Raw genomic sequence first — 23,536 nt, 5'->3', positions numbered from 1 at the left:
GCGGCAGGGCCTCTTCCATAGAACGAGGCATTCCCTGGACTATTCGGAAGGGTTGAGCCGCCATTACCTCCCATAATTTCAACGCTGAGTCTCGGCAGCCGGCCCACATCGAAAAGGACGGGTTTCCGCTGTCGTTCGCACAGCAACGGCTCTGGTTCCTGAGCCAATTGGGGCTCAACCAACAGGAGTATCTGGTTCCCCGAGTGTTACGGGTGTGGGGACGCTTGGATGTGGAGGCGTTGAGGGCGGCGTTCTCGGGTTTGGTGGCGCGGCATGAGGTGTTGCGCACGCGGTTCGTCATCGGTGCCGGAGGCGAGCCGGTTCAGGTGGTCGACGAGCCCGGCCCGGTACGGATACGCCTAATCGACCTGTCCGGTGTCCAAGACTCGGAGGCCCGCGAGGTCCAGGTGCGCGAGACGGTCGACGCGGAGGCCCTCAAGCCGTTCGATCTCGCCAAGGATGCGCTGCTGCGGGTGTGCCTGGTCCGAGTCTCCGACGAGGACCACGTCCTGGTGCTGGCGATGCATCACATCGTCTCGGACGGCTGGTCGATCGGCGTCCTCACCCGGGAACTGAGCGAACTGTACGCCGCAGCGGTCCACCACCGTGACGCCAAACTGCCCGAACTGCCCCTGCAATACGCCGACTTCGCGATCTGGCAACGCCAATGGCTCCAGGGAGACGTCCTGGAACGCCAGCTCGGCTACTGGCGCGACCAGCTCGCCGCACTGGAACCGCTGGAACTGCCCACCGACCACCCCCGACCGGCCGAACGCACCGGCAAAGGCGCCACGGTCGAATTCGACCTCCCCAGCGACCTGACAGCCGGTCTGCGCGCCGTGGCCGCCGACACCGGCACCTCCCTGTACATGGTGCTGCTGACCGCGTTCAACATCCTGCTCGGCACCTACGCCCGCCGCGACGACATCGCCATCGGCACCCCGATCGCAGGCCGCAACCGCGCCGAGATCGAAGGCCTCATCGGCTTCTTCGTCAACACCCTCGTCATCCGCGCCGACCTCCGCGCCAACCCCACCTTCAAAGACCTCCTGGCCCAGATCAAAGACACCACCCTCGCCGCCTACGACCACCAAGACCTCCCCTTCGAACGCCTCGTCGAAGAACTCGCCCCCGAACGCGACCTCTCCCGCACCCCCCTCTTCCAAGTCATGTTCATCCTCCAGAACGCCAGCGACGAAACCTGGCAGTTCACCGACCTGGACACGGAGCTCAGGGCGCCGAACGAGACCACGGCGACCTTCGATCTGGTCATGTCGCTTCAGGAGTCCGGCGACGGTCTCTGTGCCCAGCTGATGTACAGCACGGACCTGTTCGAGGCGCCGACCATGAAGCGGCTGGCCGGCCACTTCGAGAACCTGCTGACCTCGGTGGTCGCCGATCCGACGGCGTCGCTCAACGACCTGGACATGCTCTCCGACACAGAGAAGCACCAGCTGATCGTCGAATGGAACGACACAGCAGCGGACTTCCCCCGCGACCGTTGCATTCACGAACTCGTCGAAGCACAGGCAGCCCAACGGCCCGACGCCCCGGCCGTGATCTTCGGCAACCAGGAACTCACCTACGCCCAGCTCAACGCCAAAGCCAACCAACTCGCCCACCACCTACGCACCCTCGGCGTCGGCCCGGACACCCTCGTCGCCATATGCCTCGAACGCAGCCCCGACATGATCGTGTCACTGCTCGCCGTCCTGAAGGCCGGCGGCGCCTACGTCCCACTCGACCCCCAATACCCGGCCGAACGACTCACGTTCATGCTGACCGACACCGCCGCCCCCGTCCTCCTCACCCAAAGCAACCTCCACAACCAACTACCCCACAACAACGCCCAGACGGTCTGCATCGACACCGACATCAACACGATCGCCAGCTTCCCGGTCACCGACCCTGACCGCCGGGCCACTTCGGACGACCTCTTCTACGTCATCTACACCTCCGGCTCGACCGGCACCCCCAAGGGCGTCATGGTCGAGCACCACTCCGTCGTACGGCAGGTGCGCTACAACTGGCTGGAGCGGCTCACGCCTGATGACTGCGTGGCCCAGGTGACGAGCTTCTCCTGGGATTCGTGTGCCATCGAAATCTGGAGTGCGCTGGTCGCGGGGGCCAGGCTCGCGATACTTCTGCCTAACGAGATCCGCAACCCCTTCCAGCTCCGGAATGTCGTACGCGAGCGTGGCGTGACGGCGATGATGATGACGGCGTCGCTGTTCAATCATCATGTGACGGCCTGCCCGGACGTCTTCGAGACCGTGCGGTACACGAAGTACTGCGGTGAGAAAGTCACCCGGGCCGAAGCCGACTCACTGATTCATGGTGCGCACGCACCCGAGTACTTGCTGCACACCTATGGTCCGACGGAGAACTGGGGAGACACGACGCTGCTCCGGGTGTCCCCGGACAGCCCGAGTGCGGCGTCCATGCCGATCGGTGGACCCGCACCGAACACGGACCTCTTCGTGGTGGACGGTGCCGACGGGCTGGTGCCGGTCGGTGTGCCCGGAGAGCTGCTGGTGGGTGGCACCGGGCTGGCGCGAGGGTATCTGAACCGCCCGTACCTGACCGCCGAGAAGTTCGTGACGGTCCGGGTCGCGGGCACGACGCGGGAGGTGTATCGCACCGGCGACCTGGTCCGGTGGTTGCCCAGCGGTGTGCTGGAGTTTCTCGGCAGGATCGACGACCAGGTCAAGGTCCGTGGGATGCGGATCGAACTCGGTGAGATCGAATCGCAGTTGGTGGCGCACGAGGATGTGGCGTCGGCGGTGGTCACCGTGCGGGAGGACTCCCCGGGGGACAAGCGTCTGATCGCCTATGTGGTCCCGCGCAAGGGTGCACGGCCGGAGACGTCGATGCTGCGGCGCTGGTGTGCCAACAGGTTGCCCGACTACATGCTGCCCGCCGGTTTCGTGGTCCTGGAGAAGCTGCCGTCGACCCCGAACGGGAAGGTGGACCGCAGATCGCTGCCCGCTCCGGACAGTGACCGGCGCGACCTCGCGGTGGAGTACGTGGCCCCGCGCGACCGGATCGAAGCCACCGTCGCCGACATCTGGTCCCAGGTTCTCGGCGTGGACCGGGTCGGCATCCACGACAACTTCTTTGACCTCGGCGGACACTCCCTCCTCGCAACCCGAACGGTCTCTCTTCTGCGGCAGGAACTCGGTCGGGAAGTGCCGGTGCGGGAGCTGTTCACCTCCCCCACCGTGGAGCAACTGGCCGACGCGATCAGCAGGGCAGGCTCGGCGGCGGATGGCGTGAAGCTGGTACCGGTCGCGCGCGGCGAGGACGGGTCGCCCTTGTCCTTCGCACAGCAGCGGCTGTGGTTCCTCGAACAGCTCGAACTCGGCATCGACCGGCTGACGTACCCGTTACGGGTGTGGGGGCGCTTGGATGTGGAGGCGTTGAGGGCGGCGTTCTCGGGTTTGGTGGCGCGGCATGAGGTGTTGCGCACGCGGTTCGTCATCGGTGCCGGAGGCGAGCCGGTTCAGGTGGTCGACGAGCCCGGCCCGGTACGGATACGCCTAATCGACCTGTCCGGTGTCCAAGACTCGGAGGCCCGCGAGGTCCAGGTGCGCGAGACGGTCGACGCGGAGGCCCTCAAGCCGTTCGATCTCGCCAAGGATGCGCTGCTGCGGGTGTGCCTGGTCCGAGTCTCCGACGAGGACCACGTCCTGGTGCTGGCGATGCATCACATCGTCTCGGACGGCTGGTCGATCGGCGTCCTCACCCGGGAACTGAGCGAACTGTACGCCGCAGCGGTCCACCACCGTGACGCCAAACTGCCCGAACTGCCCCTGCAATACGCCGACTTCGCGATCTGGCAACGCCAATGGCTCCAGGGAGACGTCCTGGAACGCCAGCTCGGCTACTGGCGCGACCAGCTCGCCGCACTGGAACCGCTGGAACTGCCCACCGACCACCCCCGACCGGCCGAACGCACCGGCAAAGGCGCCACGGTCGAATTCGACCTCCCCAGCGACCTGACAGCCGGTCTGCGCGCCGTGGCCGCCGACACCGGCACCTCCCTGTACATGGTGCTGCTGACCGCGTTCAACATCCTGCTCGGCACCTACGCCCGCCGCGACGACATCGCCATCGGCACCCCGATCGCAGGCCGCAACCGCGCCGAGATCGAAGGCCTCATCGGCTTCTTCGTCAACACCCTCGTCATCCGCGCCGACCTCCGCGCCAACCCCACCTTCAAAGACCTCCTGGCCCAGATCAAAGACACCACCCTCGCCGCCTACGACCACCAAGACCTCCCCTTCGAACGCCTCGTCGAAGAACTCGCCCCCGAACGCGACCTCTCCCGCACCCCCCTCTTCCAAGTCATGTTCATCCTCCAGAACGCCAGCGACGAAACCTGGCAGTTCACCGACCTGGACATCGACACCTACCCCAACGCATCACGAGTCGCCCAGTTCGACCTGACCCTCTCCATCCAGGAGACAAGCGAAGGACTGAAGGGCCTGCTCCTCTACAGCACCGACCTCTTCGACGCACCGACCATGAAGCGACTGGCCGGACACTTCGAAAACCTGCTGACCTCGGTGGTCGCCGATCCGACGGCGTCGCTCAACGACCTGGACATGCTCTCCGACACAGAGAAGCACCAGCTGATCGTCGAATGGAACGACACAGCAGCGGACTTCCCCCGCGACCGTTGCATTCACGAACTCGTCGAAGCACAGGCAGCCCAACGGCCCGACGCCCCGGCCGTGATCTTCGGCAACCAGGAACTCACCTACGCCCAGCTCAACGCCAAAGCCAACCAACTCGCCCACCACCTACGCACCCTCGGCGTCGGCCCGGACACCCTCGTCGCCATATGCCTCGAACGCAGCCCCGACATGATCGTGTCACTGCTCGCCGTCCTGAAGGCCGGCGGCGCCTACGTCCCACTCGACCCCCAATACCCGGCCGAACGACTCACGTTCATGCTGACCGACACCGCCGCCCCCGTCCTCCTCACCCAAAGCAACCTCCACAACCAACTACCCCACAACAACACCAAGACGGTCTGCATCGACACCGACACCGACACGATCGCCAACTTCCCCGACACCAACCCGGACCACCACACCACCCCGGACCACCTCGCCTACGTCATCTACACCTCCGGCTCCACCGGCACCCCCAAGGGCGTCATGATCCAGCACTCCGGGATGGTGAACATGGCCGGTGCGCTGGGGAGGGAATACCGACTCCATACCGGCAGCCGGATTCTTCAGTTCGCGTCGCTCGCATTCGATGCCTCGACCTTCGAGATCTTCTCGATTCTCGGGGTCGGCGGAGCGGTGGTGCTCGCCTCTCGTCCGCAGCTGATGCCCGGAGGTGAGCTGGAGAACACCATCCGAGCCTACGGAATCAACACGATCACGCTTCCTCCTTCGGTTCTTGAGCGAGCGGACACGAGCTTCCTGGAGCAGTTGGACGTGCTGATCGTCGGCGGTGAAGCGTCCAATCCGGAGTCCTGGCAGGCGTGGCAGCGGTGCCCGCGGCTGATCAACGGTTACGGCCCGTCAGAGGCGACCGTGTGCGTGATCACGTTCGATGGAAGGGGAGCCGTGTCGGGCTCCGTGCCGATCGGCCGTCCTGTCGCGAACACCGAGGTGTTCGTGGTGGACCAGGCCGACAGGCTGGTGCCGGTCGGCGTGCCCGGGGAACTGCTGGTGAGTGGGTCCAGTGTGGGGCGGGGCTACCTGAACCGGCCGGAGCTCACGGCCGAGAAGTTCGTCGAGGTGGAGATCGGCGGAACGACTCGCCGGGTGTATCGCACCGGTGACCTGGTCCGATGGCTGCCCAGCGGTGACCTGGAGTTCCTCGGCCGGATCGACACCCAGGTGAAGATGCGGGGCATCCGCATCGAGCTGGGTGAGGTCGAGTCACGGTTGGTGGCGCACCAGGACGTGGCGTCGGCCGTGGCGGTCGTACGTGAGGACTCCGTCGGGGACAAGCGGCTCGTCGCCTATGTGGTGCCGTACCAGGGCGCCACGTTGGACACCACGGGGATGCGGCGCTGGTGTGGCGACAGCCTGCCCGACTACATGGTGCCCGCCGCGTTCGTGGTCCTGGACGCCCTGCCGCTCGCGCCCAACGGCAAGGTGAACCGCCGGGCCCTGCCCGCCCCCGAGAGCGACCGGCCCGACCTCGCCGCCCAGTACGTGGCGCCGCGCGACGAGATCGAGGCCGCCGTCGCCGGCATCTGGGCCGAAGTGCTGGGCGTCGACCAGGTCGGCGTTCACGACAACTTCTTCGACCTCGGCGGACACTCCCTGCTGCTGACACAGGTACGCGGTCACCTCGCCACGCGACTGGACGTGTCGATTCCCATCGTCGCCTTGTTCCAGCACACCTCGGTACGCGCCCTGACCCGGTATCTGTCCGACCGCGACACGGCGCCGGTGGACGGCACGGCGCTCGCGCGGTCCCGGCAGAGCGGCAGGACGAGGCTGAGTCAGAGGCGCCGCCGCAGCTCTTCGAGGGGAGACAGCTGATGACCGACGGCGACACCTTCGAGGTGAACCCTTCGCATATCGCCGTCATCGGGATGGCGGGCCGCTTCCCGGAGGCGGAGGACCTGGACGGGTTCTGGCAGAACCTGGCTCAGGGTACGGAGTCGGTCAAACCTGTACGGGTTTCGGGCGACGTGTCGCACCGTCCCGCGTTCGCCGAGCTCGGCGATCCCGACTGCTTCGACTCGGACTACTTCGGCTACGCGCCAAGAGAATCCCTGATCATCGATCCGCAGCATCGCCTCTTCATGGAATGCGCGGTCGAGGCTCTCGAATGCGCGGGAGAGGACCCGGCACGTTTCCCCGGGCCCATCGGCGTCTACGCGGGCGGCAGCCAGACGGGCCACCTGGAGTCGCTGCGTGCCGTGCGGGACCGGCTGGGGAATCCGAGCGAGATGATGCTCGGATTCGGCACCGGCATCGCCTTTCTGACCACGCGCGTCGCCTATCAGCTCGGCCTCCGGGGTCCCGCCGTCACCGTGCAGACCGCCTGCTCCACGTCGCTGGTGGCCGTCCACCAGGCCGCACAGGCGCTGCTGGCGGGTGACTGCGACATGGCGCTGGCCGGCGGGGCCAGTGTCCACATACCGACGCCCGTAGCCGAGTACACCGAGGACGGGGCGATGTCCGGCGATGGACACTGCCGGGCGTTCGACGCTGCCGCCAGCGGTTCGGTGGGCGGCGACGCGGTGGGCATCGTGGTCCTGAAGCGCCTGGAGGACGCGGTAGCGGACGGGAACACGATTCACGCCGTGCTGATAGGCACCGCGGTGAACAACGACGGTCACGACAAGATCGGATTCACGGCGCCGAGCGTGTCGGGGCAGGCCGAGGTGATGCGGACCGCGTTGAAGATCGCGGAGATCGGTCCGGACACCGTTTCCTATGTCGAGACCCACGGCACGGGCACGCGATTGGGTGATCCGATCGAGGTCGCCGCGCTCACCGCGGCGTACGGGCCGGGGCTGGTCGCCGATCGACCGCGGGGTCCGATCTGGATCGGTTCGCTCAAGACCAACATCGGCCATTCCGATGCAGCCGCCGGGGTCGCCGGCCTGATCAAGACGATCCTGGCACTGCGCCACCGGCTGATACCGCCGAGCCTGAACTTCGAGACGCCCAATCCGGAGATCGACTTCGAGAACTCTCCGTTCCGGGTGAACGCGGCACTGCGCGAGTGGGAGTCCCACGGTGCTCCTCGCCGGGCAGCGGTCAACGCCATCGGCGTCGGCGGCACCAACGCCCACGTGCTGCTTGAAGAGGCGCCGCCGGTCCCCCGCACGACGGCGGAGAAGCCGTCCCAGCTGGTGGTGATCTCGGCCAAGTCGCGTCCGGCCCTGTCCGACGCACGCAGTCGGCTCGCCGAGCACCTCAAGAAGCACCCCGCCACGGACCTCGCGGACGTGGCCTGGACCACCCAGATGGGCCGTCAGGGCCATCCGTACCGGCAGGCCTTCGTCGCCTCGACCGGGCACGATCTCGTGGCGCGGCTGGCCGACACCGATTCCGCCCCGGTCGAGCCTGTCAGGGGGACCGATCGTTCGGTCGCCATGGTCTTTCCCGGTCATGGGGGCCAGAAGCTGGGCATGGCCCGGGAGCTCTACCTCCATGAGGAGGCCTTCAGGGCGTCCTTCGACTCATGCGCGGCGGCGTTCGCTCCCCATCTCGATGTCTCGCTGCCCGATGTCCTCTTCGGCGAGGCATCCTCGTCGGCGGGGACGGACTTCGCGGAGTTGCCGGTCGCGCACGCGGCGATCTTCAGTGTCGAGATGGCCCTGTACCGGCTGTGGGAGTCATGGGGGATCACGCCGGACGTGGTCGCCGGTCAGAGCCTCGGAAGCTACGCGGCAGCATGTGTGGCCGGGGTCTTCACCCTGGCCGACGCGGCGGCGGTCGTGACCTGCCGCAGTCGACTGCTCGAAACGCTGCCGAGTGGAGGAATGCTCGCGGTCTCTCTGCCGGAGTCCGAAGTGTCCGGGCTCCTGACGGACGGAGTCTCGCTCGGAGCAGTGAACGGACCCGACCAGTGTGTGGTGTCCGGACCGATGACGGCGGTCGTGGAACTGGCCGCACGGTTGGAGAAGGACGGAGTCGACGTTCGCCGGCTGCACATCCCGGGCGCCGGTCACTCCTCGCTGGTGGACTCGATCACCGGGCGATTCGCCGACTACTTGGCGTCCGTCGAGTTCGGCCGACCGGTCGTCCCGTTCGTCTCCGACAGCGACGGCCGTCTGATGGACCCGGATCGGCTGACCACCCCGCAGTACTGGGTGAACCACATGCGCAGCACCGTGCGGTTCGGTGACGTCGTCTCGACACTGCTCGATGCCGACAACAAAACGATCCTCGAAGTGGGGCCAGGACGCAGCATGACCACGCTGGTCCGCAGGCATCCGGATCTCAGGAAGGACCACCTCGTCGTCTCAAGCTTGCCCCACCCCTCGGCGCCGGTCTCCGATCTTGAGCACATTCTCGGCTCGGCGGGCTCCCTCTGGGGCGCCGGCCACGACCTCGACTGGCACGGAGTCCACTCCGGAGCTGCGAGACGACGCATCGCGCTGCCCACCTACCCGTTCCAGCGCACCAGGTTCCGGCTGGACCCCACAGCTGAGGAGCCGGTGCAGATCGAGCGGGTGGCTGTAGCGGACGTCGATCCCGAAGTGCTGCTGGAGGAGCCGGGGACGACTACCGAAGCCGCCGTGGCACGTGTCTTCGAGGAAGTGCTCGGCATCTCCCAGCCCGCCAGGCAGCACGACTTCTTCAAGCTGGGTGGAGACTCCCTGCTGGCGACGCAGCTCACCTCACGGCTGCGCAAGGACCTGTCCATTCGAGTTTCGGTCCGGGAGGTCTTCCACGCCCCCACGGTCGCGGCACTCGCCGAGCTCGTCGAGACGAAGCTGGCCTCAGCCTCCGCCGACCGCAACGATGCCGCGACATCCGACGGGGCGGCGCTCGTGCCGGTGCCGCGTGCGGAAGACGGCATGCCGCTGTCGTTCGCACAGCAGCGCCTGTGGTTCCTTGAACAACTGGGACTGGACGGGCTGGATCTGTCCATTCCTGGGATGCTGCGGGTGCGGGGGCGCTTGGATGTGGAGGCGTTGGGGGCAGCGTTCTCGGGTTTGGTGGCGCGGCATGAGGTGTTGCGCACGCGGTTCGTCATCGGTGCCGGAGGCGAGCCGGTTCAGGTGGTCGACGAGCCCGGCCCGGTACGGATACGCCTAATCGACCTGTCCGGTGTCCAAGACTCGGAGGCCCGCGAGGTCCAGGTGCGCGAGACGGTCGACGCGGAGGCCCTCAAGCCGTTCGATCTCGCCAAGGATGCGCTGCTGCGGGTGTGCCTGGTCCGAGTCTCCGACGAGGACCACGTCCTGGTGCTGGCGATGCATCACATCGTCTCGGACGGCTGGTCGATCGGCGTCCTCACCCGGGAACTGAGCGAACTGTACGCCGCAGCGGTCCACCACCGTGACGCCAAACTGCCCGAACTGCCCCTGCAATACGCCGACTTCGCGATCTGGCAACGCCAATGGCTCCAGGGAGACGTCCTGGAACGCCAGCTCGGCTACTGGCGCGACCAGCTCGCCGCACTGGAACCGCTGGAACTGCCCACCGACCACCCCCGACCGGCCGAACGCACCGGCAAAGGCGCCACGGTCGAATTCGACCTCCCCAGCGACCTGACAGCCGGTCTGCGCGCCGTGGCCGCCGACACCGGCACCTCCCTGTACATGGTGCTGCTGACCGCGTTCAACATCCTGCTCGGCACCTACGCCCGCCGCGACGACATCGCCATCGGCACCCCGATCGCAGGCCGCAACCGCGCCGAGATCGAAGGCCTCATCGGCTTCTTCGTCAACACCCTCGTCATCCGCGCCGACCTCCGCGCCAACCCCACCTTCAAAGACCTCCTGGCCCAGATCAAAGACACCACCCTCGCCGCCTACGACCACCAAGACCTCCCCTTCGAACGCCTCGTCGAAGAACTCGCCCCCGAACGCGACCTCTCCCGCACCCCCCTCTTCCAAGTCATGTTCATCCTCCAGAACGCCAGCGACGAAACCTGGCAGTTCACCGACCTGGACATCGACACCTACCCCAACGCATCACGAGTCGCCCAGTTCGACCTGACCCTCTCCATCCAGGAGACAAGCGAAGGACTGAAGGGCCTGCTCCTCTACAGCACCGACCTCTTCGACGCACCGACCATGAAGCGACTGGCCGGACACTTCGAAAACCTGCTGACCTCGGTGGTCGCCGATCCGACGGCGTCGCTCAACGACCTGGACATGCTCTCCGACACAGAGAAGCACCAGCTGATCGTCGAATGGAACGACACAGCAGCGGACTTCCCCCGCGACCGTTGCATTCACGAACTCGTCGAAGCACAGGCAGCCCAACGGCCCGACGCCCCGGCCGTGATCTTCGGCAACCAGGAACTCACCTACGCCCAGCTCAACGCCAAAGCCAACCAACTCGCCCACCACCTACGCACCCTCGGCGTCGGCCCGGACACCCTCGTCGCCATATGCCTCGAACGCAGCCCCGACATGATCGTGTCACTGCTCGCCGTCCTGAAGGCCGGCGGCGCCTACGTCCCACTCGACCCCCAATACCCGGCCGAACGACTCACGTTCATGCTGACCGACACCGCCGCCCCCGTCCTCCTCACCCAAAGCAACCTCCACAACCAACTACCCCACAACAACACCAAGACGGTCTGCATCGACACCGACACCGACACGATCGCCAACTTCCCCGACACCAACCCGGACCACCACACCACCCCGGACCACCTCGCCTACGTCATCTACACCTCCGGCTCCACCGGCACCCCCAAGGGCGTCATGATCCAGCACCGATCACTCGGTGCCCGGGTCTGGGACATGCGGCGGCACTACGGGCTCGGGCAGGGCGACGCGTTTCTTCAGTTCGCCTCGATGACGTTCGACGTGGGTACGGAGAACGTGTTCACCACGCTGCTGGCGGGCGGGCAGCTGGTTCTCCGGGCTGTGGAGTGGACGCCGGAGGAACTCGCCGAGATCATCACGCGCCGGGGCATCTCTGCTGCGAATCTGCCTCCGGCGGTGTGGGAGCAGATGCTCCCCCATCTCGATCCTGCGAAGGCCGCTTCGCTGCGGCGGCTGGTTCTCGGGGGCGAGGCGCTCTCTGCGGCGCTCGTGTCCGAGTGGTTCCAGCGGTTCTCGGTTCCGCTCGTCAATGCCTACGGTCCGACGGAGACCACGGTCACGGCGACTACGGCGGTCATCACGTCTGCGGATGCCGGTGTGCCGATCGGTCGTCCCGTCGCCAACACCGAGCTGTTCGTGGTGGACCAGGCCGACAGGCTGGTGCCGGTCGGTGTGCCCGGGGAACTGCTGGTGGGTGGAGTAGGTGTGGGGCGGGGCTACCTGAACCGGCCGGAGCTCACGGCCGAGAAGTTCGTCGAGATGGAGATCGGCGGAACGACCCGTCGGGTGTATCGCACCGGTGACCTGGTCCGATGGCTGCCCAGCGGCGACCTGGAGTTCCTCGGCCGGATCGACACCCAGGTGAAGATGCGGGGCATCCGCATCGAACTGGGTGAGATCGAAGCCCGGTTGGTGGCGCACCAGGACGTGGCATCCGCGGTGGTCGACGTCCGGGAGGACTCTCCGGGGGACAAGCGCCTGACCGCCTACGTGGTGCCGCGACCCGGTGCGCGGCCGGGGGCGTCGGCGTTGCGCCGCTGGTGTGCCGACGGCCTGCCCGACTTCATCGTGCCCGGGGCCTTCATGGTCCTGAGCGAGCTGCCGCTCACGCCCAACGGCAAGGTGGACCGCCGGGCGCTGCCCGCCCCCGACGCCGACCGTCCCGAGCTCGCCGCCGCCTACGTGGCGCCGCGCGACGAAACCGAAGCGGCCATCGCCGGCATCTGGGCCCAGGTGCTCGGCGTCGACCGGGTCGGTGTCCACGACAACTTCTTCGACCTCGGCGGACACTCCCTGCTCGCCACCCGGGTCGTGGTCGATGCCCGCGCAAGGGGCTTTCGGCTGCTGCCCAAGGACATCCTGAAGACTCCGACGGTCGCAGGTCTCGGTGCTGTACTGCGGTCGCCCGGGAAGAGCGTCCGGGCCCTGTCGGTACCGGATCCGTCCGCTCCGGAGATTGTGCGTCTGAACCTCCATGTGCCCGGCCGTCCGACGTTGTTCTGCGTGCACGAGATCGGTGGCGGCACGAGTGCCTACGCTCATCTGGCCCATCAGCTCGACGGGCAGGTGAACGTGCTCGGGATCGACGTGCCGGCGGACGGGACCGCCGTGGAGAGGGACATCACCGAGCAGGCCGCGCGGTACTTGGCGGCCGTTTGTGAGCTCGACCCCGAAGGGCCCTACTGCCTGGCGGGTTGGTCGTTCGGTGGGCTCGTGGCGATGGAGATGGCGAGGCAGGCCAGGGCGTCGAACCTGGAGGTCGGCATGCTTGCCGTGATCGACTCCGTGCTCCCTTCGGAGCAGGTACGGAAACGGACCACCGAGGATGCCGAAGCCATCGACGCTCTGCTCGCGGACATCGACAGCCTGCGGAGCGTTGACGAGCCGAACGGGATCAGGCCGGACGCCATGGACGTGATGCGAGCAGCCGGGGTGAGCGACGACATCCTGCTGCTGGGGCACGACGCGGTGGAATCCCACCTCAGGATCAGGAAATTCCAGATCCAGGCGATGGCCTCGTTCGTGCCACGCCCCGTGGACTGCAATCTTCGGCTGTACACCGCCCTCGACAACCAGTGGATGAATTCCCTGGAAGCCGTCTGGAGCCCCTTCGTCGACTCGATCGAAGTATCGGACCTGGCGGGAGACCACTACTCGATCATGCGGCTCCCGAGCATTGGCCTGATAGCCGACGACATCGTGCGGCACATGGCGGAGATCCGGAATTAGCGGCCTGTCGTTCTGAACTTTCACCATTCGAAAACAGGAGATTGCGTTGAACTCCTCGAACACCAGCACTCTGTACGAGGTGGGGGATCTGCCCCCACTCGGGGCCGTCCCCCGCTCCATGTACGCGTCGGTGATTCGTCCCGAGCGGTACGGCGATCCTGAAACGGCATTCCGGACGGAAGTCGTCGACACCCCCGAGGTTCCGCCGGGATTCGTTCTGGTAGCGGTCATGGCCGCCGGAATCAACTTCAATAATGTCTGGGCCGCCAAGGGCAAGCCCGTCGACGTCGTCGCGATGCGCCAGAAGCAAGGAAGCAACGAGCCGTTTCACATCGGCGGTTCGGAGGGCTCCGGCATCGTCTGGAAAGTCGGATCCGGCGTACGACGAGTCAAGGTGGGCGACGAGGTCGTACTCTCCGGCTGCCGGTGGGACGAGGACGACCCCGACGTCCGGCTGGGCGTCGATCCCATGCTCGCGGCGTCGCAGCAGGTATGGGGGTACGAGCTGAACTGGGGCTCGTTCGCCCAGTTCACACTGGTGGCAGAGTTCCAGTGCCTGCCCAAGCCCAGCAGGCTCGACTGGGCGGAGGCTGCGGGGTACCTCCTCACCGGTGCTACTGCGTACCGGCAGCTCAACGGCTGGCCGCCCAACACGGTGCAGCCCGGGGACACGGTTCTCATCTGGGGCGGGTCCGGCGGACTCGGCTCGATGGCCATCTCCTTGACGCTCCAGATGGGAGGAAGACCCATCGCGGTGGTGTCGTCTCCAGAGAAGGCCAAATACTGCCTGGAGTTGGGCGCCGTGGGAGTCATCGACCGGACCGTATACCAGCATTGGGGCCGCGTGCCGCCGGCCGGTACCGAGGAACACAATCGGTGGGCGGCGGACCTGCGGGCCTTCGGGCGGGAGATCTGGAATATTCTTGGCGAAAAGGCGTCTCCCAAGATAGTGTTCGAACATCCTGGCAGCGACACCATACCGACGTCGGTTTTCGTGTGCGCCCCGGGTGGGATGATCGTGATCTGCGGTGCCACGTCCGGCTTCAATGTCGACGTCGACCTCAGATATCTCTGGATGCGGCAGAAGCGGCTCCAGGGCTCTCATTTCGCCAATCCACGAGAATGCCAGGCCGTAACACGTCTGGTCGACATGGGCCTTCTTCCTCCTCATCTCGGCCATACCTACACCTTCGACCAGATCGGCCAGGCCCATCAGCACCTCATGGAAGGTGTACAAGCACCGGGCAATGTCGCCGCACTGGTCGGTGCAAGCAATTAGTTCAGGTCAAGCCGTTCGACGGGAAACGACTGTGGAATTGCAGTTCTACGCGCATCCACCCGACACCGCGGGCCTGGACGTCGTGGTCAGCAGCGTGCCTTCGGACGCTCACACCTGGAATCTGGTCTACCTGCAGCTCCTCCTCGAAGAGCTGGGGCACCGGGTGACCAACCTCGGTGCCTGTGTGCCCGACCAGCTGGTGGTCGACGAATGTCGTGCCCGGCGTCCCGATCTGATCGTGGTCTCCACGGTCAACGGGCACGGCTTCGTCGATGGCAAGCGCGTGGTGAGACTGCTGCGCAGCTGCCCCGAACTGCACGCCACCCCCATGGTCATAGGGGGCAAGCTCGGCATCGCGGGTGGAGAACATGGGCGCGGTGTCCGGGAGTTGAGCGAGGCCGGATTCGACGCAGTCTTCGAGGAGGGCGCCGGGATCGTCAGCTTCCGTGACTTCGTCCAGTCGCTGCCGTCCGGGGTGACGCGATGAGCGGGGGCAAGCACGCACGGCTCGTGCCGCATCTCGGCGACCGGCCCGGCACCGGGCCGTCGGCCAGGTCCTTCGGGGCGTTCGTCGACGCCGCTCAGCGCGCCGGTCATCTGGTGGTCCAGCCTCGGATGGGAATGAGTGACCCGCGGCTGATGCGCTCGGGGCTGCGGGCCACCCGGCAGGCCGAGGCGGTCACGGTGGGCACGATCACGCTGGACAGCTATACCCGTCTGGACTCCCACGAGTTCGCTCGTCGCGCGCTGGCCGAGGGCGTGGCGCTCAACGGCTACCCCATCGTGGCCCACGGCACCGCGACCACGCTCGCCGTCATCGATGGGATCGCCGGTCCGGACTTTCCCATCCAGGTCCGGCACGGTTCACCATCTCCCTACGCGATCTTCGAGGCCTTGACGGCCGCGGGACTGGCCGCCACCGAGGGCGGCCCGGTCTCCTACTGTCTGCCGTACAGCCGCAACCCGTTGGAGCGGTCCGTGGCGGACTGGGCTCGCTGCTGCGAGATGTTCGCGCGTCTCCAGGAGACCGGCGCCGAGCCGCACTTGGAGACGTTCGGCGGCTGCATGATGGGCCAGTTGTGCCCGCCCGGTCTGCTGGTCGCTCTGGCGGTGCTGGAGGCGCTCTTCTTCAAGCAGCACGGGCTGCGCAGCGTCTCGCTGAGCTATGCGCAGCAGACGAGTGCCGCGCAGGACGAAGAGGCGATCGCCGCTCTGGCCACGATCGCCGACGAGCTGCTGGGCACCATGGACTGGCACATCGTTCTCTATGCGTACATGGGGGTGTTTCCGCGTACGCCGGCCGGGGCCGCGCTGCTCCTGGAGGACGCCGCCCGTCTGGCGGTGCGGACCGGAGCAGCCCGGCTCATCGTCAAGACCTCCGCCGAGGCACATCGGATCCCGAACATCGCGGAGAACGTCGCGGCCCTGGAGCTCGCCGCGCAAGCTGCCGCGCGTGAACCGGTCAGGCACACGGCGTCCGGCAGGGAGAGCACCGGCATCCTCGACGAGGCGCGGACGATCATCGATGCCGTTCTCGCTCTCGCCCCCTCCGTCGGCGGGGCACTGGTCCAGGCGTTCGCGACGGGGTTGCTGGACGTTCCGTACTGCCTGCATCCGGACAACGCCGGGCGCACGCGGAGCTACTTGGACGGCGAGGGACGGCTGCACTGGTGCGACGTCGGCTCGATGCCGGTCCGCCGAACGGTCCACAGCCGGGTCCGGCTCTCGTCCGCCGACCTGCTTCGCTCCCTCTCCTTCGTCGAGCGCACCTACGACCAGCTCGCACTGGCCGGCGCGACGTTCTCCCGAGTCATTCGAACCCGACACGAGAAGGAATCCGTCTCATGACGCATGTTCCGCAGTCCGCGCTGCTCGGGCAGCCGCTGCCGTCCCCCAGTCGGGTCCGGCAGCACCTCACCTCGGACATCACCAGGGCCGTGCTGGCCATCCAGCGGCACATGCTGGTCGCGGCCCGTGAGCACCTCACCGCGGCCGGGTTCGTGGAGATGCTGCCGCCGATCATCGGCCCGGTGACCGACCCCGGGACCCGTGGTTCGAAACAGGTGGACGTGGATTTCTACGGCCACCGGTACAAGCTGATGACCAGTGCAATTCTCTACAAGCAGGCCTCCCTGCTGACCTACGACAAGATCTTCTGCATCGCGCCCAATGTCCGCCTGGAGCCACTGGAGACCACCAGCACCAGCCGCCACCTGGCCGAGTTCCATCAGATCGACGTCGAGATGGCCGGTGCCTCGCGCGAGGAGATCACCGGTGTTCTGGAGCAGTTGGTCCGGCAGATCGTGCGGCGGGTGATCGCCGATCTGCCGGCGGAGCTGAAGACACTGGGCCGTGATCCCTCGGCCTTCGAATCGCTGGTGTCACAGACCTTTCCGACCATGACTCATGCTCAGGCCTTGGAGCAGCTCCGGGAACTGGGTCATGTGCAGAGCACGGGCACCGAGATCGAATGGTCGGGTGAGGCGCTGCTGTCCCGCCACCTGGGTCGGCCGGTGTTCGTCACCGACTACCCGAAGGGGTCACGTGGCTTCTACGACCGTGAAAGCAAGACCGAACCGGGCGTGCTGCGCAACTTCGACCTGCTGGCCCCGGAAGGGTACGGCGAGCTGTGCAGCGGCAGTGAGCGGGAGTACGACTACACGCGCATCGTCAGCCGCATCCGGGAGACCGGCGAGAACCCGGCCAAGTACGGCTGGTATCTGGACCTGCTGCGCGAGGGCATTCCCGCCAGCGCCGGTTTCGGGATCGGCCTGGAGCGGTTCACCCGTTACATCGCCGGCCTCGACAGTGTCTGGCAGGCGTCCGCGTTCCCGAAGCTGCCGGGAGTGGTGTCGCCGTGACCGATCTGCACACCCACGGCTTCGGCGAGGAAGCGGTCCGAAGACGCGCTCGCGAGGGCACGGCGGCTGCCTTCCCCGACCGGCGGGTCTACGGGCAGCTCCTCTTCGGCTCGGCCCCGGTGCCCGCCGGCACCGGCGATCCCCTGGACGGCATCCGGCTGACTCCGCCCGTGTTCATGCCGCAGCGCCTGGAGAAGCTGCTCGAACTCGGCCGGGAACCCCTGCACGGCGACGTGGACCTGGACACGGTGATCGGCGGGCTGCGCTCCACGCTGCCGCTCTATGTGTCCGCCTTCGGATCGACCAGGGCCGCCGGCACGGAGCAGGTGCTGAACGCCGGCCGGCAAGCCGGTCGCCTGGGCATCCCGATGACCATCGGCGAAAACATCGTGCCCATGACGGGCTACGGCAGGGCCGGTGAGCAGAGCCGTCGCAGTGTTCTTAGCCGGCTCTCCGCCTACCAGGAGGAACTGCCGGAGGGATACGGCGGGGTGGCGATCCAGCAGTGCACCGAGGACGCCGATGCCGAGGTCTGGAACCTCGTCTACAGTGACCCGTCCGCCCAGCCGCTGCTGGACAGCGGGCGGCTGGCGTTCGAGCTCAAGGTCGGTCAGGGAGCCAAGCCCGGCCTCGGCGGGATGGCCTTGCTGAACCGCTCGGCCGTCGCGCAGGTGGACAAGCAGTTCGCGATGGACGAGATCTTCGGCCGGGGCTCGGACGAGGTCCTGCGTTCCGCCAGTGCGGGGACCTTCACGGAGGAGATCCTGCGCCAGCAGATCCGGCTGATGCGCAACAACTTCCCCCGGGTGAAGGTGTGGGTGAAGCTGCATCCGGGGCGGGACATCGCGCACGCCGCGGCCACCGCCTGGGAAGCCGGCGCGGACGCCGTCGTCCTCGACGGCGCGGAGGGCGGCACCGGCTGGGTCCCGCTCGCCACGATCGGCCAGGTCGGACTGCCGCTGGGCGAAGGTCTGGCCCGGATCGGGAACCGTGATGCGTGCCTGCTCGCCTCCGGCCGGATGTGGGAGGGCGGCCGAGCCGTCAAGTGCCTGGCGCTGGGTGCCACTGCGGTCGGACTCGGGCGCGCGGCGCTCGTGGCCGTGGATGAGGATCCGGCGGCGGGACTGTCCCGTCTGGTGTCCTGTCTGGCTTTAGAACTCCGGCTGCTGATCCACGCGTTGGGAAAGTACACCCCCGGTTCTCTGGGGCCAGAGGACCTGTGGCCCGTGCCCGCCCACGGCGGCTCCCGCGACCAGTTGACCGACTACCCCTTGGGAATTCCCAGATGACTCCACCAGCTTTCGATCAGGCCCGGCTCTGGCTTCACGACCTTCCGGAGGGTCCCCGCCCACAGGGCACCGTCCCGTTGAGCATCAGGCTGCGGGGACCGTTGAACGTCGACGCCCTGCGGGATGCGGTCACCGACCTCTTACCGGAATGGCGACTCCCCCGGGCGGTGTCCCACTGCTCCGAAGAGGACCTTCACGACGCACTGGCAGCGGCCGTGCGCGACTGCGTACGAGCGGGCGAGGCGTCCGTGCACGCTCAGCTGTTCTCGGTGAGCGCCGAGGACCATGTGGTGCTGTTGGTGACACAGCACCCGAACGGTGTGCGCGGGTCACTCGGCCAGTGGCTCGGCGATCTGGCCACGGCCTACACCGCGCGGTGTCAGGGCGGCACGCCTGATGTGCACCTGCGTCGTGAGGCTCCGGTGTCCGACGGGCGGAGCGAGCTGTCGCGGCAACTCGCCCACTGGCGGCGTGTCCTGGCCGATCTGCCCGAGGAGTCGGCCCTGCCCACCGACCGGCCGCGCCCTGCGTCGCCGTCGCTGCACGCCGCGGTCCATGCGGCACGGATCGAGGCCGGACCGCACGAACGACTCATCGCTTTCGCGCAGGAGCATCAGGTGCCGGTGTTCCTGGTGCTCCAGGCAGCCATGGCGGGCCTGGTGTCCCGGCTGGGCGTGGGCACGGACATTTCCCTGGGCACCACCCCCGCTCCCGAACGAGGAGCGGCCGGAGTGGTCAACACCGTTGTGCTGCGTACCGATGTGTCCGGGGACCCCTCGTTCCGTGAACTCGTCGCGCGGGTCCGCAAGACCGCCCTCAAGGCCGACGCCCACCAGGACGTGCCCTTCGAGCGCCTCGTGGAGGAACTGGCACCTGCTCGCCTCCCGTCCCGCCACCCGTTCTTCCAGGTGCTGCTGGCCCCCGGCGAACTCATCACGAGGCACGCCGAGTTCGCCGGCCTGACCGCCGAGGCACGCGTGTTCGACCTGAACCTCGCCGCCGTCGATCTCGTCATGGAGCTCTCCGAGGGACACTGCTCGGACGGGTCCGCAGCCGGCGTCGATGTCTGCGTGAGGTACTCCGTCGAGCTGTTCGACCGATCGTCGATCGTCGCCCTGACGAATCGTCTGGTCCGTTTCGTGGAGGCGGCACTCGCCGGCGCGGATCAGCCGTTGAGCCAGTTGGAGGTGGTGTCGGACGCCGAGCGCCGGACCTTGCTGGTCGACTGGAACGGCTCGCCGGCACGGCAGCCGGCGGACCGGCTGGTGCATGAGCTGTTCGAGCGGCGGGCGGCGGAGCGGCCGGACGCCGACGCCCTGGTCTTCGAGCGGGAGCGGCTGTCGTATCGCGAGCTGGACGTGCGGGCCGGCCGGCTGGCCCACCACCTCGTCGCCGCCGGGTTGCAGCGCGGCGATGTCGTCGGGGTGTATCTGGAGCGCGAAATCGAGCTGGTGGTCGCCGTGCTGGCCGTGCTCAAGGCCGGCGGAACGTACACGATGCTCGACCCCGGCCTGCCGGTCGCTCGTGTGGAGGCCTTGCTCGCCCATGCCTGCGCCCGGGCCGTGGTGACCGGGACGCAGCTCGCCGGGCGGCTGTCCGTGCGTCCCGGCCTGCTGGTGCGTCTCGACGCCGAAGCGGAGGCGATCGCCCGTCGGCCGGCCCACGGGCTCGGGCACCGTGCCGGTCCGCAGGACGCCGCCTGTGTGATGTTCACGTCGGGCTCGACGGGCGTGCCGAAGGGCGTGGTCACTGCGCACCGCGCGATCGTCGGCACGATGATGGGCCAGGACTTCGCGGCCATGGAGCCCTCCCAGGTGTGGCTTCAGTGTTCGCCCGTGTCCTGGGACGCCTTCGCGCTCGAACTGTTCGGTGCCTTGTTCTCCGGCGGCGTGTGTGTGCTCCAGCCGGGGCCGCGCCCCGAACCTGCGGTGATCGCCTCCCTCGTGCGCGAGCACGGCATCACCACTTTGCATGTGTCGGCGAGCCTGCTGAACTTCCTGCTGGACGAGCACCCGGAGACCTTCACCGGCCTGCGGCAGGTGATGACCGGCGGGGAGGCCGCGTCGGTGCACCATGTGATGCGGCTGGTGCGGGAGTTCCCGCAGATCCGACTGATCAACGGCTACTCGCCGGTCGAGTCGACGATCTTCACCCTGGCCCACCGGATCGCCGCCGGGGACGGGGCCCGGGCCTCCATCCCGGTCGGGCGGCCCCTGCACGGCAAACGCCTGTACGTGCTGGACGACAGCCTCGCTCTGTCGGCTCCGGGGACCGTGGGTGAGCTCTACATGTCCGGGGTGGGGCTCGCTCACGGGTATCTCGGCCGGCCGGACCTGACGTCCGAACGGTTCGTCGCCTGCCCCTTCGGCGGGCCCGGCGACCGCATGTACCGCACCGGTGATCTGGTGCGCTGGCGGGCCGACGGGGTCATGGAGTACCTGGGTCGTGCCGACGGCCAGGTGAAGATCCGCGGCTTCCGGGTCGAACCCGGCGAGGTGCAGTCGGCGCTGGCCGACTACCCGGGGCTGGTGCGCACCGCAGTTGTCGTACGGGAGGACGTGCCCGGCGACAAACGTCTGGTGGCATACGTCGTGGCCGGGGCCGGCAGTGGTGTGGATCCGGTGGCGGTCCGTGCGTTCCTGGCCGAACGGCTGCCCCACCACCTGGTGCCGTCCGCGGTGGTCCCGGTGGACGCGCTCCCCATGACGGCGACCGGCAAGCTCGATCGGCGCGCCCTGCCGCTTCCCGTCGTCGCTCCGCGCGAAGCCGGCCGTGAACCGCGCACCGGGCAGGAAGCCGCCCTGTGCGACCTGTTCGCCGAGGTCCTCGGAATCGACCGCGTCGGCATCGACGACAGCTTCTTCGACCTGGGCGGTCACTCCCTGCACGTCACCAAGCTGATCAACCGGATCCGCTCGGCTCTCGGGGCGGAGCTGTCCATCAAGGCGGTCTTCGAAGCTCCCACGGTCGCCGTCCTCGCCGGCCGGCTCGCATCGGCTCGCCCCGCCGGACCCGCGCTGACCGCCCGCCGCCGAGGCGACTCATGACTACCCGTCCGCATCGAGGAGGTACGACAGTGACCACCGCCCCCGACCGACAGCTCGCGATCCGCACGGTCCGCCGCTTCTACGACCTGGTCGACAGCGCAGACGTGCACGGCCTGGCTGCTCTGTTCGCCCCCGACGCCGCCTATCGGCGGCCCGGCTACGACCTCATGGTCGGACCCGAGGGGCTGCGCGGCTTCTACGGCCGGGACCGGACGATCCGCGCCGGCCGGCACGCTCTGACCACGCTGCTCACGGACGGTCACACCGTCGGTGCGTTCGGCGAGTTCCAGGGCGAGCTGCACGACGGCACCCCGGTGCATCTGCGCTTCGCGGACAGCTTCACCGTGCGTCCCGACGGCCTCTTCTCCAGCCGCGACACCTATTTCTTCGCCCCTCTCGTCTGAGACCACCCTTCCGAAGGAGCCGCCCGCATGTCCGCCGTATCCGAACCGAGCATCGCCTCCTCCAGCCGTGTGGTGCGGCACCCCGGCCATGGCGAATCGTTCACCGAACACCTGATCAGCATGGAGTGGACCGAGGGCGAGGGCTGGTCCGAGGGCCGGATGACTCCGTTGCAGAACCTGTCCGTCCACCCCGGGATGATCGGCCTGCACTACGGTCAGGTCGCCTACGAGGGGCTTAAGGCACACCGGCGCGCCGACGGTTCGATGGGTGTCTGGCGTCCCTACGACCATGCCGCGCGCTTCCAGCGTTCCTGCCGGCGGCTCGCCATGCCCGAGCTGCCCGTCGAGACGTTCGTGGCGGCCATCGACCAGCTGATCAACGCCGACGAGGGCAGCCTGTCCGACGATCCCGCCCACAGCATCTACGTACGGCCGATCATGTTCGGGACCGACACATCGCTCATGCTGCGTCCGTCGCGGACGTACCGGTTCCTGGTCATGGCGTTCGTCGCCGGGGGCTTCTTCGGTGACGACGTCGAGTCGGTCTCGGTCTTCGCGAGCCATGAGTACAGCCGCGCCTTCCCCGGCGGCACCGGTGACGTCAAGGTGGCCGCCAACTACGCCCCCTCGTTCCTGGCCCAGCGGCAGGCGGAAGCGGCGGGCTGCCAGCAGGTCCTCTGGCTGGACGCCGCCGAGCGGCGCTACCTGGAGGAGATGGGCGGCATGAACCTCTTCCTGGTCCGTGGCCAGGGGGCGCAGGCGCAGGTAGTCACCCCGAAACTGACCGGCACCCTGCTGCCCGGTGTCACGCGCACCACGATCCTCACCCTGGCCGAACGCCTCGGCTACGCCGCGGTGGAGGAGCGCGTCTCCCTGGACCAGTGGCGCACCGAGTGCGACGAGGGCCTGATGTCCGAGGCGTTCGCCTGCGGAACGGCCGCCGTGATCACCCCGATCAGCACCGTCGTGGACCGCGGCAGCACCTGGAGCATCGGGGACGGCAAGCCGGGCCCGGTCACGCTGGCGCTGCGCACGGCTCTGACCGATCTGCACCATGGGCTGGCCCCGGATCCGGACGGCTGGCTGCACTCTCCGGCCGGCCCGGGCCGCGCCGCGCACTGAGCCGCCCGTGCGGCAGGGCTCGGTGCCCATCGACGACGTGGACGACCTCATCGTCGCGAATCCAATAGCTTCCCGAAGGAGTGG

At 67.7% G+C, this 23,536-nt stretch carries 10 protein-coding genes; all 10 read left to right on the top strand.

Going from position 1 to position 23,536, the window contains the following annotated elements:
- Positions 1-62: 62 nt before the first annotated feature.
- Complete coding sequence (locus OG251_RS34715; RefSeq protein WP_326681522.1) at positions 63-6,515, top strand: non-ribosomal peptide synthetase; 6,453 nt, start codon at positions 63-65, stop codon at positions 6,513-6,515.
- Positions 6,515-13,450, top strand: a complete 6,936-nt coding sequence (locus OG251_RS34710; RefSeq protein WP_326680818.1) for a non-ribosomal peptide synthetase/type I polyketide synthase — start codon at positions 6,515-6,517, stop codon at positions 13,448-13,450. Before OG251_RS34715 ends, OG251_RS34710 begins: the two co-directional genes overlap by 1 nt.
- A gap of 118 nt (positions 13,451-13,568) precedes the next feature.
- Positions 13,569-14,729 carry a crotonyl-CoA carboxylase/reductase gene (gene ccrA / locus OG251_RS34705; protein ID WP_406486736.1) on the top strand — a complete coding sequence of 387 codons (1,161 nt, stop codon included), beginning with the start codon at positions 13,569-13,571 and terminating at the stop codon, positions 14,727-14,729.
- A 31-nt stretch (positions 14,730-14,760) separates the two neighbouring features.
- Entirely contained in the window at positions 14,761-15,216 is a 456-nt protein-coding gene (locus tag OG251_RS34700; RefSeq protein ID WP_326680816.1) for a cobalamin B12-binding domain-containing protein, read from the top strand.
- Positions 15,213-16,577, top strand: coding sequence for a methylaspartate mutase (locus OG251_RS34695; protein WP_326680815.1), 1,365 nt, complete (start codon positions 15,213-15,215; stop codon positions 16,575-16,577). The genes OG251_RS34700 and OG251_RS34695 overlap by 4 nt, the downstream gene beginning before the upstream one ends.
- Positions 16,574-17,590: an asparagine synthetase A gene (locus OG251_RS34690; protein ID WP_326680814.1), complete on the top strand. Its 1,017-nt coding sequence runs from the start codon at positions 16,574-16,576 to the stop codon at positions 17,588-17,590. Before OG251_RS34695 ends, OG251_RS34690 begins: the two co-directional genes overlap by 4 nt.
- Positions 17,587-18,879: a glutamate synthase-related protein gene (locus OG251_RS34685; protein WP_326680813.1), complete on the top strand. Its 1,293-nt coding sequence runs from the start codon at positions 17,587-17,589 to the stop codon at positions 18,877-18,879. The genes OG251_RS34690 and OG251_RS34685 overlap by 4 nt, the downstream gene beginning before the upstream one ends.
- 77 nt (positions 18,880-18,956) lie before the next feature.
- A complete protein-coding gene (locus OG251_RS34680) occupies positions 18,957-21,926 on the top strand; it encodes a non-ribosomal peptide synthetase (protein WP_326680812.1) in 2,970 nt (989 codons plus the stop codon).
- 29 nt (positions 21,927-21,955) lie between these two features.
- On the top strand, positions 21,956-22,330 hold the full coding sequence (locus OG251_RS34675; RefSeq protein WP_326680811.1) for a nuclear transport factor 2 family protein: 375 nt from the start codon (positions 21,956-21,958) through the stop codon (positions 22,328-22,330).
- A 27-nt stretch (positions 22,331-22,357) separates the two neighbouring features.
- Positions 22,358-23,452, top strand: a complete 1,095-nt coding sequence (locus OG251_RS34670; RefSeq protein WP_326680810.1) for a branched-chain amino acid aminotransferase — start codon at positions 22,358-22,360, stop codon at positions 23,450-23,452.
- The last annotated feature ends 84 nt before the right edge of the window (positions 23,453-23,536 follow it).

Origin of the sequence: Streptomyces sp. NBC_01237 (assembly GCF_035917275.1) — a bacterium.
Classification (GTDB): Bacteria; Actinomycetota; Actinomycetes; order Streptomycetales; family Streptomycetaceae; genus Streptomyces.
The sequence above is the reverse complement of the archived record's forward strand: the minus strand, read 5'-3'. Positions and strand labels throughout refer to the sequence as shown.